At 65.4% G+C, this 16,996-nt stretch carries 16 protein-coding genes; 13 read left to right on the forward strand and 3 right to left on the reverse strand.

All coding sequences use genetic code 11. The features are described from left to right. The first annotated feature begins 130 nt into the window (after nt 1-130). The 5 genes from CTR55_RS20785 (at nt 131) to CTR55_RS20805 (ending at nt 4,177) form a co-directional block, all read left to right on the forward strand. A complete protein-coding gene (locus tag CTR55_RS20785; RefSeq protein WP_296288937.1) occupies nt 131-1,027 on the forward strand; it encodes an acyl-CoA dehydrogenase family protein in 897 nt (298 codons plus the stop codon). A gap of 106 nt (nt 1,028-1,133) precedes the next feature. Then, on the forward strand, nt 1,134-1,919 hold the full coding sequence (locus CTR55_RS20790) for an MBL fold metallo-hydrolase (RefSeq protein ID WP_296288939.1): 786 nt from the start codon (nt 1,134-1,136) through the stop codon (nt 1,917-1,919). A 143-nt stretch (nt 1,920-2,062) separates the two neighbouring features. Next, on the forward strand, nt 2,063-3,190 hold the full coding sequence (locus CTR55_RS20795) for a serine hydrolase (RefSeq protein WP_296288941.1): 1,128 nt from the start codon (nt 2,063-2,065) through the stop codon (nt 3,188-3,190). Then, on the forward strand, nt 3,187-3,534 hold the full coding sequence (locus CTR55_RS20800; RefSeq protein WP_296288943.1) for an amidase: 348 nt from the start codon (nt 3,187-3,189) through the stop codon (nt 3,532-3,534). The genes CTR55_RS20795 and CTR55_RS20800 overlap by 4 nt, the downstream gene beginning before the upstream one ends. 43 nt (nt 3,535-3,577) lie before the next feature. Continuing rightward, a complete protein-coding gene (locus tag CTR55_RS20805; protein WP_296288945.1) occupies nt 3,578-4,177 on the forward strand; it encodes a YceI family protein in 600 nt (199 codons plus the stop codon). Between the two features lie 616 nt (nt 4,178-4,793). Here the strand turns inward: CTR55_RS20805 and CTR55_RS20810 are convergent. Then, nucleotides 4,794-6,293 carry an MFS transporter gene (locus CTR55_RS20810; RefSeq protein WP_296288946.1) on the reverse strand — a complete coding sequence of 500 codons (1,500 nt, stop codon included), beginning with the start codon at nt 6,291-6,293 and terminating at the stop codon, nt 4,794-4,796. A gap of 109 nt (nt 6,294-6,402) precedes the next feature. Between CTR55_RS20810 and CTR55_RS20815 the strand changes: the two genes are divergently transcribed. The 5 genes from CTR55_RS20815 to CTR55_RS20835 all read left to right on the forward strand — a co-directional run bounded on the left by CTR55_RS20815 (nt 6,403) and on the right by CTR55_RS20835 (nt 11,307). Then, nucleotides 6,403-7,308 (forward strand): LysR family transcriptional regulator, encoded by a 906-nt coding sequence (locus CTR55_RS20815; RefSeq protein ID WP_296288948.1) that lies wholly within the window; start codon nt 6,403-6,405, stop codon nt 7,306-7,308. 103 nt (nt 7,309-7,411) lie between these two features. Then, complete coding sequence (locus CTR55_RS20820; protein ID WP_296288950.1) at nt 7,412-7,987, forward strand: YceI family protein; 576 nt, start codon at nt 7,412-7,414, stop codon at nt 7,985-7,987. Further along, on the forward strand, nt 7,984-9,141 hold the full coding sequence (locus tag CTR55_RS20825; protein WP_296288952.1) for a phospholipase D-like domain-containing protein: 1,158 nt from the start codon (nt 7,984-7,986) through the stop codon (nt 9,139-9,141). Before CTR55_RS20820 ends, CTR55_RS20825 begins: the two co-directional genes overlap by 4 nt. Before the next feature lie 34 nt (nt 9,142-9,175). Further along, a complete protein-coding gene (locus CTR55_RS20830; RefSeq protein WP_296288954.1) occupies nt 9,176-10,453 on the forward strand; it encodes an acyltransferase in 1,278 nt (425 codons plus the stop codon). Between the two features lie 263 nt (nt 10,454-10,716). Further along, nucleotides 10,717-11,307 (forward strand): GNAT family acetyltransferase, encoded by a 591-nt coding sequence (locus CTR55_RS20835; protein ID WP_296289373.1) that lies wholly within the window; start codon nt 10,717-10,719, stop codon nt 11,305-11,307. A 10-nt stretch (nt 11,308-11,317) separates the two neighbouring features. Here the strand turns inward: CTR55_RS20835 and CTR55_RS20840 are convergent, their stop codons facing one another. Beyond that, nucleotides 11,318-11,605, reverse strand: a complete 288-nt coding sequence (locus tag CTR55_RS20840) for a type II toxin-antitoxin system RelE/ParE family toxin (RefSeq protein WP_296288956.1) — start codon at nt 11,603-11,605, stop codon at nt 11,318-11,320. After that, nucleotides 11,596-11,865 carry a CopG family ribbon-helix-helix protein gene (locus CTR55_RS20845; RefSeq protein ID WP_296288957.1) on the reverse strand — a complete coding sequence of 90 codons (270 nt, stop codon included), beginning with the start codon at nt 11,863-11,865 and terminating at the stop codon, nt 11,596-11,598. Before CTR55_RS20845 ends, CTR55_RS20840 begins: the two co-directional genes overlap by 10 nt. Before the next feature lie 197 nt (nt 11,866-12,062). On the opposite strand from CTR55_RS20845, the gene CTR55_RS20850 reads away from it, so the two are divergent. The 3 genes from CTR55_RS20850 (at nt 12,063) to CTR55_RS20860 (ending at nt 16,707) form a co-directional block, all read left to right on the forward strand. Next, nucleotides 12,063-12,614 (forward strand): DUF2846 domain-containing protein, encoded by a 552-nt coding sequence (locus CTR55_RS20850; protein ID WP_296288959.1) that lies wholly within the window; start codon nt 12,063-12,065, stop codon nt 12,612-12,614. 184 nt (nt 12,615-12,798) lie between these two features. Then, on the forward strand, nt 12,799-14,319 hold the full coding sequence (gene adiC / locus CTR55_RS20855; RefSeq protein WP_296288961.1) for an arginine/agmatine antiporter: 1,521 nt from the start codon (nt 12,799-12,801) through the stop codon (nt 14,317-14,319). A gap of 99 nt (nt 14,320-14,418) precedes the next feature. Beyond that, nucleotides 14,419-16,707, forward strand: coding sequence for an Orn/Lys/Arg decarboxylase N-terminal domain-containing protein (locus CTR55_RS20860; RefSeq protein ID WP_296288963.1), 2,289 nt, complete (start codon nt 14,419-14,421; stop codon nt 16,705-16,707). Nucleotides 16,708-16,996 lie beyond the last annotated feature (289 nt).

Here is a 16,996-nt window from a genome sequence, read left to right on the forward strand (position 1 = left end):
CGGCCATGCGGGTTGCGGCCGGTCGGCTTTGTTGTGCAAGCTCAGGCTAGGAATGACCGGTGTCACGCCCATGACGGTGCGGTGATGCTTGTATGACAAGAACGACGACCTCGAAGGAAGGAGCGCCGCGATGCCCTGGAAATGCCTGATAGGTCCGCAGGACCGCTTACCGCCCGGCCTGGCCCTGGACGACTGGTATGCCGAGTTGCTCACTCGCGCAGGGTGCGCCGGCAGCTTCGAACTGGCCGTGCTCGGTGGCCGTCTGGCGAGCTCGCCGGGGCTGGCCTTTCTCGCCGGTTACCAGGCGGCTTTGCGTGCCCTTTGGCCCGCCGCCCCGCGCAGCCTCGGCGCGTTGTGCGTGACCGAGAAGAAGAGCGTGCGCCCCGCCGACCTGCAGACCCGCCTCGAAGGCCTGGTGCTGCACGGCCGCAAGGACTTCGCCACCGCCGCCGACAGCGCCGCCTGGTGGCTGGTCGCCGCGCGCGACGAGGAGGAGGGCGAGCCGCCGCGCATTGCCATGACCGTGGTGCAGGCCGGGGCTCCCGGCGCGAAGCTGGAAGCGCTGCCGGCCCTGCCGCTGATGCCCGATATCCCCCATGCCCGCCTGCTGCTCGACGGCGCCCATTGCGAGCGCCTGCCCGGCGATGGCTGGGAGGCCTACAGCAAACCCTTCCGCACCCTGGAAGACACCCATGTGCTGGCGGCGGTCTGCGCCTGGCTCTACGGCCTGGCCGTGGAACGCCAGTGGCCGGCGGAGCTGAGCCTGCGCCTGACCGGCGTACTCGCCGGTTGCGCCGAGGTCAGCCGGCAGCCTGCTTCGCAGCCGGAAACCCACCTGTTGCTGGCTGGCGTATTCAGCCAGTTCGAGGGCCTCGCGGCCGCCCTGGATGCTGCGTTCGCCGCCAGTGATGCGGAGCTGTCGGCAGTGTGGAAACGGGACAAGGGCGTGCTCGCCATCGCCGGCTCCGCGCGGGCTAAACGCCTGGAGAAAGCGAGGGTGGCAATAGGCCTTGACCCACGTCAGTGAGGGCTCTGGGAGGGGGCGTTAGCCTTACGGAAATTTCTGAGATACCTAGAAATTTCCGCACGGCTACCCACTGTTTTCCCTCCCACTGCTTTAGGAAATCCCGCTCATGCGACGCGAACCCATCGTGCTGTTCGACGACGGTAAGCACCAATGCCTGTGTTTCGACGATCTGGTCAGCGGCGACGGTGTGCAATCCAACCAGTTCCTCATCGTCGACCACGAGAAACGCCTGCTCCTCGATCCGGGCGGCGACCTGACCTACACCCCGCTGTCGCTGGAACTCTCCAAGCTGTTCCCGCTGCAGGACCTGGACTACATCTTCGCTTCGCACCAGGACCCGGACATCATCGCTGCGCTGGACAAGTGGCTGCTGCACACCCGCGCCAAGGTCATCTGCTCCAAGCTCTGGGCGCGCTTCCTGCCGCACCTCACGGCCAGCTACCTGGCGATCAGCCACGGCATCTCCACCTATGACCGGGTGATCCCGCTGCCGGACCGTGGCGAATCGGTGCAACTGGGCCGCTGCCAACTGAAGATGATCCCCGCGCACTTCCTGCATTCGGTGGGCAACTTCCAGGTCTACGACCCGATCAGCAAGATTCTCTTCTCCGGCGACATGGGCGCCTCCCTGGTGGACGACGCCAGCCCGGTGCAGGACTTCGCCGCCCACGTGCCGCACATGGAAGGCTTCCACCGCCGCTACATGGCCTCGAACAAGGTTGGCCGGCTGTGGGCCAACATGGTTCGCGGCCTGGACATCGAGATGATCGTCCCGCAGCACGGCCGGCCCTTCGTCGGCAAGCCGATGATCACGGCGTTCCTCGACTGGATCAGCGACCTGCAGTGCGGCATGGACCTCATGGGCCCCGACGATTATCAGGTTCCTCGCTGACACGTTCCTGCTGACAAGCTCTGCTGATAAGTACCGCGCTGACCGATTGCGCCAATCGTCCTTGATTACGGCACGATCGGCGCTTAATCCGTCATCTTCAGCGTGTTAGGGTGCGGGCCGACCTGATAACAAGAGGCCCGCCGATGCCCTTCGCTCCCTTCCGTCCAGCGCTGCGCGCGCTGGCCCTGGCCACCTGCCTGCTCAGTGGCCACGCCCACGGCGCCGAAACCTGGCCCGAGGCCGACTGGCCTCACGGTGCGACGCCCAGCAGCAGCGCCGTGCAGGACTTCGAAAACTACGCCTTCCCCACCCGCGACGACGCTACCCGCAAGGGCGTGCGCACCGACGCCGTGGTGGTTATCCGCGATGGCCAGCTGATCTACGAGCGCTACGCCGGCCCGACCCGTGCCGAGACGCCGCACCTGGCCTGGTCGATGAGCAAGAGCGTGATGGCCAGCGTCCTCGGCGTGGCCTTCGGCGCGGGCAAGTTCCAGCTCGACGACCCGGTCGCCCAGCATTACCCGGCCTTCGCCGACCACCCGGACATCAAGATGCGCGACCTGCTGCACTGGGCCTCGGGCCTGGCCTGGCAGGAAGAGTACGAATACGCGCCGGTGCGCTCCTCGGTGGTGGCGATGCTCTACACCCGTGGCCGCGACGACATGGCCAAGTTCACCGCCGGTTTCCCCGCCGACGCCGAACCGGGCAAGCGCTTCCGCTACTCCAGCGGCGACAGCAACGTGCTGTCAGCCACGCTCAAGCAGATGGTCGGCAAGGACTACGCGAACTACCCCTGGACCGCGCTGTTCGAGCCGCTGGGTATCCAGTCCGCGGTCTGGGAGCGTGATGCCAGCGGCACCTTCGTCGGTTCCTCCTACGCCTACATGACCGCCCGCGACCTGGCGCGCATCGGCCTGCTGATGGAGCGCGGCGGGCGCTGGAAGGATCGCCAACTGCTGCCGCAGGACTGGATGAAATTCGTCCTCGCGCCATTCCCCGACTACCAGCCCAACAAGGAAAAACCCGGCGAAGCGGTGCCCGGCGGACAGTGGTGGCTCAACCGTCCGGTGGCTGGCGCGCCAGCACCCTGGCCGAATGCGCCTGAGGACACTTTCGCCGCCCTCGGCCACTGGGGCCAGGCGCTGTATGTGATCCCCGAGCAGAAACTGGTGATCGTCCGCTACGCCGATGACCGTGACGGCAGCTACCAGCACGACGCCTTCCTCAAGCTTGCCCGGGCGGCCTTCGCCCACGGGGAGGTGCAGCCATGATCCGCCGCCATCCGATCCTCAGCGTTCTCGCCCTGCTGCTCATCGCGCTGGCCGCCGTGATCTGGCAGAACCGCATCCATCTCGCCGCCTTCCCCGGCATCATCGGCGCCTACACGGCCAAGGAGTACTGCTCCTGCCGTTACGTTATGGGGAACTCGGCGGACTATTGCCGGGCCTATACGAAGCAGTACGTGCCGACCAGCGCCTTCCTCGACGACGAAGCGCGCAAGCGGGTGACCGCCCGTGGCCTGGGCAGTACGCAGACAGCTGCCTGGCTCGGTGCGCGCGAGGGATGCCAACTGATGCCCCAGGCGGACGATTTGCCCGAATCGGGCAGCCACTGACGGGCGCGCTCCACGGAGCGGGGCGACCCGCTTCGGAGGAGCAATGCATTCTTTTGTAACCGGCGCCGTGTGCGCCTTGCTGGTGCTGGCCAGCCCCCTGGCGCTGGCCGAATGGCAACTGGACGGCGACACCTCGCGGATCAGCTTCGTTTCGGTCAAGCGCGGCAAGATGGCGGAGGTGCAGCGCTTCGAGCGCCTCTCCGGGCAGATCGACGATCAGGGCGCGGTGCGCGTGGTGGTGCCGCTGGAGTCCATCGACAGCGGCCTGGCGCTGCGCGACGAGCGCATGCGCAATACCTTCTTCGAGATCGAGCGCTTCCCCGAGGCGATCATCAGCAGCCAGCTGGACCTGAGCCGTTACCAGGACCTGCAGGTCGGCCAGTCGCGGCAGGAAACCATCGACTTCAACCTCGACCTGCACGGCCAGCAGCGCCGGCTCAAGGCCGAGGTGCTGGTCATCCGCCCCAGCGAGACCCGCATCGAAGTGACGACCCTGGAGCCGCTGGTGCTCAAGCTGATCGACTTCGACCTTGAAGAGAAGCTGGAGCCGCTCAAGGCACTCGCCAACGTTCCCTCCATCACCCCCGAAGTGCCGGTGTTCGCGGTGCTGGGGTTCAGCCAGGTGATCAAGCAGGCGCCTTGATGGACACCTTCGATCTGTAGGAGCAGGCCGTGCCCGCGATCCGTTGGCAGGGCCGGCGCTTTCCTTTGCTCTGGTCTTGCAGGTCTGCTGCGTTGGCCTTGGTGTTCCTGCGCCGCCTCGGCGTACGCGCGGACTTCGTGTTTCGCCCCCTCGGGCGACCTTCTTTGGCAAACGCCCCAAAGAAGGCAAAGGTCTTGCCCCGGACATCCGGTTTTTCGCTTAGGCGAAAAATTCCCTCGTTGAAGCGAAGTTTCAGGGGCACGCGTCGAAGGGCCATCCCTGGCCCATCGCCGCTCTCGCGACATCCATGTCGCTCAACCCCTGAAACTCCGCTTCAACGAGGCCTCCTGAACGGGGCAGTTCGGAGGGCGCGGATATTTCTCTGGAAGCCTTCAAATAGCCAGAGCCAGAGCCGTGTGGGCTCTTCGTAGGAGCGAGCTTGCTCGCGAACCGCACGGCACAGCGTCAACCGCAAAAAACAGCCGGCCTCAAGCCCTCACCGCAATCGCCGGCACGTCGGGCTGGAAGCGAAAGCCCGAGCCCACGCTGCAACTGGAAGCGCCGATGAGCACGAAGGTGAGCAGCAGGATGGTTTTCATGGCGACTCTCCTCTCATTCAGGATTGGACAGCCTCCAGTCTAGGCCGCGCCGCCCGATGCGCACCGAAGGTCAGGAAGCTGCCGACCGCGAACAGCCAGGCGCTGATCCCGCCGTAGCCGAGCACCCAGCCGAAGCCCTGCACCAGTGCCGCACGGGCGCCCTCCGGATCGTCCGTGCCCAACCGGCCGCTGGCGATGCTGGCCGCCAGTTGCAGCTTCTCGCCACCCTCTACGCCATGTAGCGCGGCCGCGACGCCGGACAGCAGGATCAGCCCCATCACCGCAATGTTGATCGCCAGGGAAATCATCCGCGCGCTCATGTCGATGCCCGAGGCCATGCCGGCGCGGGTGGCGGGCACGGCGGCGGTGGAGGTGTTGGTCACCGTGGTGTTGGTCAGGCCCAGGCCGATGCCGGCCAGCACGCAGCCGGGCAGCAGGGTCAGCCAGCTGGCGTGATCCGCGGCGCTGCCCCAGAGCATCAGGAAGAAGCCGGCGCCGATCACGAACATTCCGCCAGGGATCACCCAGCCCGGCTGGAAACGTTGCGCCAGGCGTTCGGCAATCGGCGGCACCACCAGCGTCGGCAGGGTGTAGGCGAGCAGCGACCAGCCGGCCTTCACATCGTCGTAGCCGAGCGCGCCGTGGTAGTAGACCGGCAGGTAGATCATCAGCGGCCAGAAGCTCACGTTCATCCTCGCCGAGGCGAACATCGCGCCGGAGAAGGCGCGGATGCGCAGCACCGAGAAGTCGAACATTGGGTGGGCGACGCGGCGCTCGATCAGGACGAAGGCGATCAGGCAGGCGAAGCTGAGCAGCAGGATCGCCAGCGCCGCCGGGCTGGCAAAACCCATGTCCGCGCCCTGGGTGATGTAGAACACGCTGCCGAGCACCGCCAGCGACAACGTCAGCATGCCTCCGAGGTCGAGTCGTTCGGCGTCAGGATCGCGCGACTCCACGGCGCCGTACTGCGCCAGCGCCAAGGTGAGCAGGGCGAGCGGCCCGTGCGCCAGGAACACCCATTGCCAACTGGCCAGGGCGACGATGGCGCTGCCAATGATCGGACCGAAGCCCAGGCCGATGCCGAAGATCACGCCCCAGGCGGCGAAGGCGCGCACGCGCTCGCTCGGGTCGCTGAACTGACTGGTGAGCACTGCCACCTGGCAGATCAGCATGACCCCGCCGGCGGCGCCCTGCAGGAAACGCCCGGCGATCATGGTCGGCATGTCGCTCGCCAGCCCGCAGAGCAGCGAGGTCAGACCGAACATCGCCAGGCTGATGACGAACAGGCGTTTGCGGCCGAAGCGGTCGGCCAGGGTGCCGGCGGCCATCAGCACGCTGGTGACGGCGATGGTGTAGGCGTTCATCACCCATTGCAGGTCCTGGAAATCCCCGTGCAGCACGCGCTCAAGGGCCGGCAGGCTGGCCGGCACGCTGGAGATTTCCAGGCCGAACATCATCGAGGACAGGCACACCGCCGCCAGGGCGATGAGGTTTCGGGGGTTGGGCTGGGCAGTCATGGGAGTGGGCTCCGTAGGGCGAACCATCATTGTCGAAAAGAACAGGCTTCCCCATTGGCGCCATTTCGTCCCATCATTGGGTCTTTTCCGGATTCAAAAGGGCAGGGCGATGGATGACCGACTCGATGGCATTGCCACCTTCGTCCAGGTGGTGGATGCCGGCAGCTTCGCGCTCGCGGCGGAGCGCCTGAACCTCACGCGTTCGGCGGTGGGCAAGGCCATCGCCCGGCTGGAGGCGCGCCTGGGCGTACGCCTGCTGCAACGCACCACGCGCAGCCAGAACCTCACCGATGACGGCCAGGTGTTCTACGACAGCTGCGTGCGGGCGCTGGCCGAACTGGACGCCGCGCACACCGCGCTGGAGGGCGGGCGATTGGAGCCGCGCGGGCGGTTGCGGGTCAGCGTACCGATCTCCTTCGGCCACCTCTGCGTGGCGCCGCTGATGCTGGCGCTGGCCCGGCAGTATCCGTCGCTGAAAATCGACCTGTCGTTCACCGACCGCCGGGTCGATCTGGTGGAAGAGGGCATCGACCTGGCCGTGCGCATCGGCCCGCTGAGCGACAGCGCCACACTCGCCGCACGCAAGCTGGGCGTGCAGTACACCGGCATTGGCGCGGCGCCGTCGTATATCGCCGAGCATGGCATGCCGGACCACCTCGACGATCTCCTCGGCCACGCCTCCATCAGCTATTCCGTCGCGGGCGTCACCTCGCCCTGGGACATGCGCGACGACGACGGCTACGCCAGACGTATCGAGATGGACCCGCAACTGAGCATGGACGACCTGCAGGCCATCACCGCCGCCGCCGTGGCCGGCTTCGGCCTGGCACGCCTGCCGACCTGGCTGCTGGCGCGGCACGTGAAGCGTGGCGAGCTAGTGGTGGTGAAGGGGCGCTGCAGGTTGCCGCCGTTGGACATTCACGCGGTGTGGCCGAAGACCCGTTACATGCCGTCGAAGATCCGTTGCGCCATCGATGCGTTGGTGTCCGGGATTCCTGCGCTGCTGGCGGACTGAACCATTGGCGCCGCCGCCTGCCCAACCGCTGGCCGGTTTGCAAGCCGACGGCGGGCCGCTATCGTTGCCCGTTGATCCATCCGTTTTTCATGTAAGGGATTTCATGCGCTCGCTGTTCGCTTTCCTCTTCGCGGCCTGCTTCGCCGCTTCCGCCCAGGCTGCCTGGTACCTCGACTACGAGTCCTCGCGGCTGACCTTCGTCACCACCAAGAACGCCGATATCGCCGAGGTGAACCGCTTCCTGGTGATGCACGGCAAGGTGGAGGAGCAGGGGCAGGTGGAGCTGCGGATCGAGATGGACTCGGTGAGCAGCGGCATCCCGCTGCGCGACGAACGCCTGCGCGACAAGTTGTTCGACACCGAGAAATTCCCCGAGGCGCGCGTCACTTCGCGTATCGACCTGCGCCCCATCACCGACCTGGCCAACGGCGTGCAACTGGAGATGCGCCTGCCGCTGCGCCTGGAGCTCAATGGCCAGGCGAAGGATTACCGCACCGAGGTGCTGATCACCCGCCTGGACGAGCACCGCTTCCAGGTGGTGACCCTCTCGCCGCTGGTGATCAACGCCGCCGACTTCGGCCTCGCACCGGGCGTGGCGCAACTGCGCAAACTGGCTGGGCTGAAAAGCATCGGCCTGTCGGTGCCGGTGGGCGCCGTGCTGATCTTCGCCTCGCGGTGAGCGGGCCGATCTTCCCCTGGCGGACGGGCAACCGTTTCGCCCTGCTCTGCGATGGCGAGCGCTTCTTCCCGAGCATGTTCGCCGCCATCGACAGTGCACAGCGGCAGATCGAACTGGAACTCTACCTGGTGGAAAGCGGCAGCTGTGCCGAGGCGCTGCTGGACCACCTGCTGGCCGCCCTTGGGCGCGGCGTGAAGGTGCGCTGCCTGTTCGACGCCTTCGGCAGCCTGAAACTCTCCAGCGCCTGGACGCGCCAACTGCTGGAGGCGGGCGGCGAGCTGCGCCAGTACAACCCGCTGAACTGGAAAGCCGGCCTGCGCAACCTGTACCGCGACCACCGCAAGCTGTTGCTGGTGGACGAGCGCATCGCCTATGTCGGTGGCACCGGCGCCACGGATGAATTCTGGTCCGCGCGGGAGAATCGCAGTGACTGGCACGAAGTGATGGTGGAAATGACCGGCCCCATCGTTGCCGACTGGCAGCGCCTGTTCGAACGGCAATGGAGTGCCTGCCTGGGCGTACGGGCGTGGAAGCCGCGCGAGGAAGTCCTGCTGACTCGCCTGCCGCCCATCCCCAGCGACGGCGAAGGCCTGGCGCGGGTCGCGTACGCCGACGCTGGCCAGCACCGCGACATTCTCCAGGCGCTGGTCCGTTCGCTGCGTGGCGCGCGCCAGCGGGTCTGGCTGGCGACGCCGTATTTCCTGCCGAGCTGGAAGGTCCGCCGCGCGCTGCGCAAGGCAGCTCAACGCGGTGTCGACGTGCGTCTGTTGCTTACCGGCCGCCTCACCGACCATGCCCCCGTGCGCTATGCGGGCCAGCGCTATTACCCAGGCTTGCTGCGCGCCGGGGTGAAGATCTTCGAGTACCAGCCGCGTTTCCTTCATCTGAAGATGGTACTGGTCGATGACTGGGTCAGTGTCGGCTCCTGCAATTTCGATCATTGGAACCTTCGGTTCAATCTGGAGGCCAATGTAGAAGCGTTCGATCCGCCATTCACGGCGGCGGTGGCCGACTGCCTGGCCGCCGACTTCGCGCAGAGTCGCGAGATCGACCTGGGCTTCTGGCGCGCGCGCCCCTGGTGGAAACGCCTGCGCGAACGCCTGTGGGGCTCGCTGGACCGACTGGTGGTGAACTTCCTCGACCGCCGCCGATGACGTCTCAGGGTTGTCTGTCGAGTAGGAGAGCGGTGTGGAGAAAGTTGCAAAGGAGCGTTTCATCGGGCTGGAGTGGCTGCGCTTCCTGATGGGCCTGTACGTGGTGATCTACCACACCCTGCACAGCTATCCGGCGGAGCAGAAGTTCGCCGGCCTGGATGACCTCACCGCCCTCGGCTTCTTCGCCACCAGCACCTTCTTCGTGCTCTCCGGCTTCCTGCTCTGCCACGTCTACGTCACCGGCGGGCAACTGCGCGAAAGCCCGCGCAGCTTCCTCACCAAGCGCCTGTCCAACCTCTACCCGCTGCATATCTTCTCGATCCTGCTGACCATCGCCGTGTTGCTGGTGGTGAGCGGACTGGGCATCGGCCCGGACCTGGACCAGGCGACGCCGCGCTTTGTCATCTACGACACCAACGAGGCCATCGGCCGCCTGCAGCCGGAGCTGTTCCACCACTGGATGAGCGACCGCGAGCTGTTGTTCAACAGCATCCTCCAGCTCAGCATGCTGCAGGCCTGGAATCCGTACTACCTGACCTTCAACGCGCCGCTCTGGTCGCTGTCGACGCTGTTCTTCTTCTACCTCTGCTTCCCCTTCGTCGCACCACGCCTGGCGCGCCTGCAGCACAAGTGGCGCTGGTTGCTGGCGCTGTGGGGGCTCTATCTGATCCCACCGGTGCTGGTGATCGCCAGCGAGCAGTACGGCATGCCCTGGACCGGCCTGCTGCACCGCAATCCGCTGCTGCGCTTGCCGGAGTTCCTCAGCGGCATCCTCGTCTATGGGCTGTTCCGCGAGTACAAGGACGCCGCTCGCCTGCCGGGACGTGGGATGCTGATAACGATGGGCGCCTTCGTGCTGGCGAATTTCCTTGTCGCCGATTACCTCTACACCCACGGTGCCAAGTTCTGGTACTTCCTGCTGCACAACGGTCTGCTGTTGCCGGCACAGCTGATGCTGGTGTTCATGAGCGCATTGCCGCGCGACCCGCAGAGCAGTTTCATCCGCCACTGGTCGCCAAGGCTGGGGGCGGCCTCGCTATCGCTGTTCGCGTTGCATGTGCCGTTGTTCACCCTGTTCTCGCGTACCGAGAAGCTGATCCGCGCGCCGGGGGATTGCCTGGCGGACTGGGCTTTCTGTGTCGAGTCGGCTACCCATCAACAGCTGTCCTTGTGGCTGTACCCGCTGTTCCTGCTGTTCATGGTCACCAGCTGCGTGCTGGTGCAGGAGCGCTGCGTGGTGCCGGTGCGCAAATGGCTGGTGCGGCACCTGTTGCCCGCACCGCCGAGGCGGCAGGTGGCGACGGAGACTTAGCTCTTTGCCTGTGCTGTTCGCGAGCAATAACGGTGGCGTCCCCTTCGTCCCGCCAGTTCAGCGCCGCTGCGCTCTTCGTAGGAGCGAGCTTGCTCGCGAATCGCCCCTGCTCCGTAGGGCCATTATCCGCCCTACGAACCGGCCTGTCGGGATACGCTTCTATCGCGGCCAAGGCTTCGGCGTGTTTCGCAGACCCTGCTAGTTTTTCTGCATTGCCATCACCTTGCTGGTGTGGCCTTTCACGGACGACAACACGCATGCCCCTGGACATCCACCTGCTCAGCGGCGAAGCCATCCGCCCCGTCATCGATGACCTGGTGCGCCTGCGCATTGAGGTGTTTCGCGAGTATCCCTACCTCTTCGACGGCAACCCGGACTACGAAGCCGGATACCTCGACGCCTATGTGCGCTCGGCCTGGAGCCTTGGCGTGCTGTTGTTCGATGGGGGCAAGGTGGTCGGTGCTGCGACCGGCCTGCCATTGCAGGACGAGGCAGAAGCATTCCAGCGGCCCTTTCTGGAGCAGGGCTGGAACCCCGAGCGGATATTCTATTTCGGCGAATCGGTGGTGTTGCCGGAGTACCGCAGCGTCGACCTCGACTTGCGCTTCTTTGCCGAGCGCGAACGCTTCGCGCGTGGCCTGAACCGCTTCGACTGGTGCGCCTTCTGCGCGCTGCGCCGGCCGCGGGACCATCCCGCCAGGCCCGCCAGTTATCGTGACCCGGATGCCTTCTGGTTGCAGCGCGGTTTCACTCCGCAGCCTGGCCTGCAGGCCGAATACCGTTGGTGCGATATCGGCGGCGAGCAACAGGCAACCGCCAAGCCCATGGTGTTCTGGCTCAAGGAGCTGACCTGATAAGCAGAACTCAGAATCCGCCTTCGCGCTGGTGGCGGATGGCGAGGATCACCAGAGATTCGCCCGCGATGCGGTAGCGGGCGAGGTAGCCACTGTCGCCGAAGTCGATGGGCCATTCGCGATAGTTCACGGGCAGGTCATCGATCAGCCGCCCCATCTGCGGATGCGCTCCCAAGGCCTGGGTGGTTTCGAGGATGATCCGGCCGGCACGCTGGGCTGCACTGGGATTGGTTTCCCGCAGAAAGCGGCGCAGGCGTTCGAGATCCCGAATCGCAGCGGGTGCGTAGATCACTTGCATTCAGGCGCGGCTTGTTCGTCTTCATTCCCCCAGCTGTTCAGCCAGTTTTCCACCGCCTCGGCGGTAACGTGCTGGCCGGTCGCCTGGAATTCCTCCCAGGCCTGCTCGGTGTCCTTCTTCAGCTTTTCGCGCTGCTCTTCGCGCACCACATACTGGCCGATGGCTTCACGAATGATCCAGTGCGGCGAGCGCTGGCGCAGCTCCGCCAGTTCGCGGATGCGGGCGAGCATTCCCTCGTCGAGTTTGACCGAAGTGGCCATGTTCGTACCTCTTATCGATAGGTAATACCAGGTAGTACTAATCAATACTTCTCGCGCAATGGATCAGTGTCAAACAGGAAAGGATGAGTGGGGTGGAGGGCGCCTGTAACTGCGACGCCGTCGACCCGGACTTTCGACGGGTGGCAAGGCAAGGCGCCGTGGTTATGCTCCGGGGATAACCATAAGAGGGACTCTCCATGCTCCGACTGGCCCTGTGCGCCTTTCTCCTGATGCTGGCCGGCTGCAGTTCTCCCGGCGCCTTCTTCGGCGCGGTGGACGGGCCGCCGTTCGCTGCGCTCCCGGCGGACTCGCAGCAGGCCACGGTGTACCTCTACCGGCCGCAGAACCAGTGGTCCGACGAGGAGCTGGAAGCACCGGGGCTGTTCATCAACAACGAGCTGATCGGCAGCCTGCCGAGCAACGGCTACCTCGCCCTGAGCTTCGCCCCCGGCAGTTATCCGTTACAGATGCGTCGCCCGCTGCTGGGCAGCTTCTGGACCTTATTCGCCGGCGGCAGCCTGGACTTCACCCTGATCGCCGGCTTCACCCTGGAAGCCCGCGCCGGCGAGGTCTACTACCTGCGCTACGACGAGACCCACACGCCGCCCAAGTACGAGCACACCGCCGGGCAGGGCGCCGGCCCGCTGCAACTGGTGGGCAAGGAGCTGGGCTCGCGGGAGATTCCGGCCACCCGGCAGGTGCAGGAGTCAGTGCGGGTCGCCGCCAGTGGAGAAGTGGTTTCGCCCTAGTTGGATAAGCAGGCTGTGATGCGCTCCCCAGAGGGGCTGTGCGCTGGCCGGCAAGCGCGGGAATAGGAGTTTTCGTCGCCAGCTTCCTAAGGAATTTTCAGCCCTGGCTTTGGGAATCCGGGCGATTTCGGCCTCGCTGATGGCAGCACATAAATCGTGACTCCACATTTCAGGGAGTCACGCTATGGAACAAGCCGACAGCAACAAGATCGGGGTGGTGGCGGCCACCCTGATGGTGGCCGGCAACATGATGGGGTCAGGTGTATTCATGTTGCCGGCCAACCTGGCCACCACCGGTGGCATTGCCCTTTACGGATGGTTCATCACCATCGTCGGCGCGGTGTCGCTGGCCCTGGTCTTCGCCAAGCTCTCGTCGATCGACCCGGCAGCGGGTGGGCCTTATGCCTACACCAAGAAGTCGTTCGGCAATTACATGGGCTACCAGACCAACCTGATCTACTGGTTGGCCAACATGGTGGGCAACGTCGGATTGGCGGTTGCCGGCCTGGGCTACCTGTCGCACTTCTTCCCCAGCCTGAAGGACCCGCTGGTGTCCGCGATGGCGCAGATCGCGGTGATCTGGTTCTTCACCTACGCCAACATCCTCGGCCCATCGGTGGTCGGCAAGCTGCAATCGTTCACCACGGTCTTCGCCCTGTTCCCGATCATCGGCATGGCGTTGCTGGGCTGGTTCTGGTTCAGCGGCGATATCTACGAGGCTGGCTGGAACGTGTCCGGCAAGAGCGGCTTCGAGGCGGTGGGCTCGACGCTGAACTACACGCTGTGGGCGTTCATCGGCGTGGAAAGCGCCTCGGTGTCGGCGGGCGTGGTGCGTGACCCGGCGCGCAACGTGCCGATCGCGACCGTGGGCGGCGTGCTCATCGCGGCGGTCTGTTATGTGCTCAGCTCCACCGCGATCATGGGCATGATCCCGAACAAGGACCTGCTCGCTTCCAGTGCACCGTTCGCCGATGCCGCACGTCTCGCCTTGGGTGATACCGCCGCGAACATCGTGGCGCTTTGCGCGGCGATCGGCTGCCTCGGTTCGCTGGCCGGCTGGACCTTGCTGGTCGGGCAGACGGCCAAGGCGGCGGCGGACGACGGCCTGTTCGGCAAGATCTTCGCCAAGGTCAACGCCAAGGGCGTGCCCTCGGCAGGCCTGGCCATCGTCGCGGCGATCATGAGCATCCAGGTGCTGGCGACCATGTCGCCCACCGCCAGCGAGCAGTTCGGCAAGATCGCTTCCATCGCGGTGATCATGACGCTGTTGCCGTACATCTACTCGGCAGTCGCCATCAAGGTGTTGGGCTACAAGAAGATGCCGGCGCGGCAGTATGGCTTCTACACCTTCGTCGGCGTCATCGCGGCCATCTACAGCCTCTGGGCAATGGTCGGTTCCGATGGCGAGCAGACCCGCTGGTCGCTGATCTTCGTGGTCTCCACGATCATCTTCTACGAGCTGTCGATCAACAGCATGCGCACCGTCGAGGAAACCGGTGTCCATCCGGGCGGTGTTTCGCCGGGCTGGATCCGCTTTGGCACCCTGGCGCTGACCATCATCGCGCTGGTGGCGATGTTCTGGGTCTCGGTCGGCCGCCACGACAACCTCAACCTGCGCCCGCGGGTACCGCAACCGATGGTCACCGCGACCACCGCAACGGCTACCCCGGCTGCATCTGCCGCCACCGCTCAATCCCTCAATTGATCCCTCGCCTGCACACGCCTTCTCCAATGGCGCTGAAGGCGCGGCAGGCGCCTGTCTGGCTTGTAGCTCTAGAGCCGCAAGCTGATTCAAGGAGTTCTCATGTCTGAGTCCGTTACCAAAAATACGCTGGATGTCGTGGTCCTGATGGTCCATGAGGCGCTGGAACAGGCCACTTCTGCTGGACGAGCCGCACGAGCGCTGGTTCAGGATCTCGAGCGCCGCGGCGTGACGGTGCTGTTTGCCGCGACTGCTGACGACGCCTGTGCCGTCATCGATTCGAATCCGGCGTTGCAGTGTGTGCTGCTGAACTGGGAGTTGCCTGGCGGCGCGTTGCCGGTGCTCGATACCTTGCGTCGACGGCATGCGCAGTTGCCGGCGTTCCTCCTGGCTTCGCGCGGCAATGCGGCGTCCATCGATCTGCAGGCGCTGCGCCAGTCCGACGACTTCATCTGGTTGCTGGAAGACACCACCGACTTCATCGGCGGCCGGGTCATCGCGGCTGTCGAGCGCTATCGGGACGCGGTGTTGCCACCGATGTTCAAGGCCTTGATGAAGTTCTCCCGCGTCTACGAATACTCCTGGCACACGCCGGGTCACACCGGCGGCACTGGCTTCCTCAAGTCGCCGGCCGGGCGCGCCTTCTTCGATTTCTTCGGCGAGGAGCTGCTGCGCTCGGACCTGTCGATCTCCGTCGGCGACCTGGGTTCGCTGCTCGACCACAGCGGCCCCATCGGTGAGAGCGAACGTTATGCCGCACGGGTGTTCGGCGCGCACCGCAGCTACCACGTCACCAACGGCTCCTCGACCTCCAACCGGGTCATCCTGATGGCCAGCGTGACCCGTGATCAGATCGCCCTGTGTGATCGCAACTGCCACAAGTCGGCGGAGCACGCGATGACCATGTCCGGGGCGATCCCCACCTACCTGGTGCCGTCGCGCAACCACCTGGGGCTGATCGGCCCGATCCTGCCCGAGCGGCTGACCGCCGTGGCAGTGAAGCGGCATATCGCCGACAACGCGCTGGCGCATTCGGGGATCGACCCCACGCCGCGCCACGCGATCATCACCAACTCCACCTACGACGGCCTTTGCTACAACGTCGCGCGGGTTGAGGAGCTGCTGGGGCAGAGCGTCGATCGCCTGCATTTCGATGAAGCCTGGTATGGCTACGCGCGCTTCAACCCCATCTACCGCCAGCGCCATGCCATGCACGGTGACCCGGCCGAGCACACGGCGGATCGCCCCACGGTGTTCGCTACGCAGTCCACTCACAAGCTGCTGGCGGCCTTGTCCCAGGCCTCGTTCATTCACGTGCGCGACGGGCGCAACCCGGTGGAGCACGCGCGCTTCAACGAGTCCTTCATGATGCAGGCGTCCACCTCGCCGCAGTACGCGATCATCGCTTCCAACGATGTGTCGGCGGCGATGATGGACGGGCAGGGCGGCGAGGCCCTGACCACCGATTCGATCCGCGAGGCGGTGGCCTTCCGCCGCTTGCTGGCGCGCCTGAACAATGACTTCGCCGAGCAGGGCGACTGGTTCTTCGACGCCTGGCAACCCGATGAGGTGCGCGACCCGAAGTCGGGGCGCAAGGTGCCGTTCTTCGAGGCCGACGAGGAGCTGCTGGTCCGCGATCCGCAGTGCTGGACCCTGGCGCCGGGAGCGCAATGGCACGGCTTCGGTGAGATCGAGGACGGCTACTGCATGCTCGATCCGATCAAGGTCTCGGTGGTAACGCCCGGTGTCTCGCCCAGCGGTGGACTGATGCCGGTCGGTATTCCCGCGGTGATCCTCACTGCCTACCTGGCACAGCAGGGCATAGTGGTGGAGAAGACCACCGACTTCACCTTGTTGTTCCTCTTCTCCATCGGCGTCACCAAGGGCAAGTGGGGCACGCTGGTGAACGCGCTGCTGGGCTTCAAGCGTGACTACGATGCGAACCTTCCGTTGGCGCGCGCGCTGCCGCAACTGGTCGCCAGCTGGCCGGAGCGCTACGCCCCGATGGGCCTCAAGGACCTCTGCGACCGGATGTTCGAAGCCATGGCCGAGCTGGAAACCACCACGCTGATGGCCCAGGCCTTCTCCCTGCTGCCGGAGCCGAAGCTGACTCCTTGCGCGGCCTACGAGCAACTGGTGAAGAACAACATCGAGCAGTTGACCCTGGAGGAAATGAGCGGCCGTACCGTGGCGACCGGTGTGGTGCCGTACCCGCCGGGCATCCCGTTGCTGATGCCGGGCGAAAACGCTGGTGCCAGCGACGGCCCGGTACTGGGCTACCTGAAGGCGCTGGAGGCGTTCGATAGGCGCTTTCCGGGCTTCGCCCACGACACCCATGGTGTCGAAGTAGAGGACGGGTTCTACCGTATCGCCTGCCTCAAGGGCTGCTGATCCGCGAGTGAACCAGCCGGCGACGGACGCTGTCCGTCGCCGGCTTTTTGTTGTCCGCCGAACTCGCTGCCGCCCGCGGATCGGTGCTGGCGGAGTTGTGAGATGAACTCATAGCTCCTTGAGTTTTTATGGCTACCGGGCCGCTCTCGCCCGGTGCTAAAAATCGTCGCACCAGCTCATCGACAACAACAAAGAGCGACGCGACATGATCACCTTCCTGCTCTCCCCCCCCTCGATCCGTCCTCCGCATTCCGGCCTGCCCGGTGCCCTCGCGCACCCGTCCGATTCA

It is taken from the genome of Pseudomonas sp. (assembly GCF_002796985.1).
Classification (GTDB): Bacteria; Pseudomonadota; Gammaproteobacteria; order Pseudomonadales; family Pseudomonadaceae; genus Pseudomonas.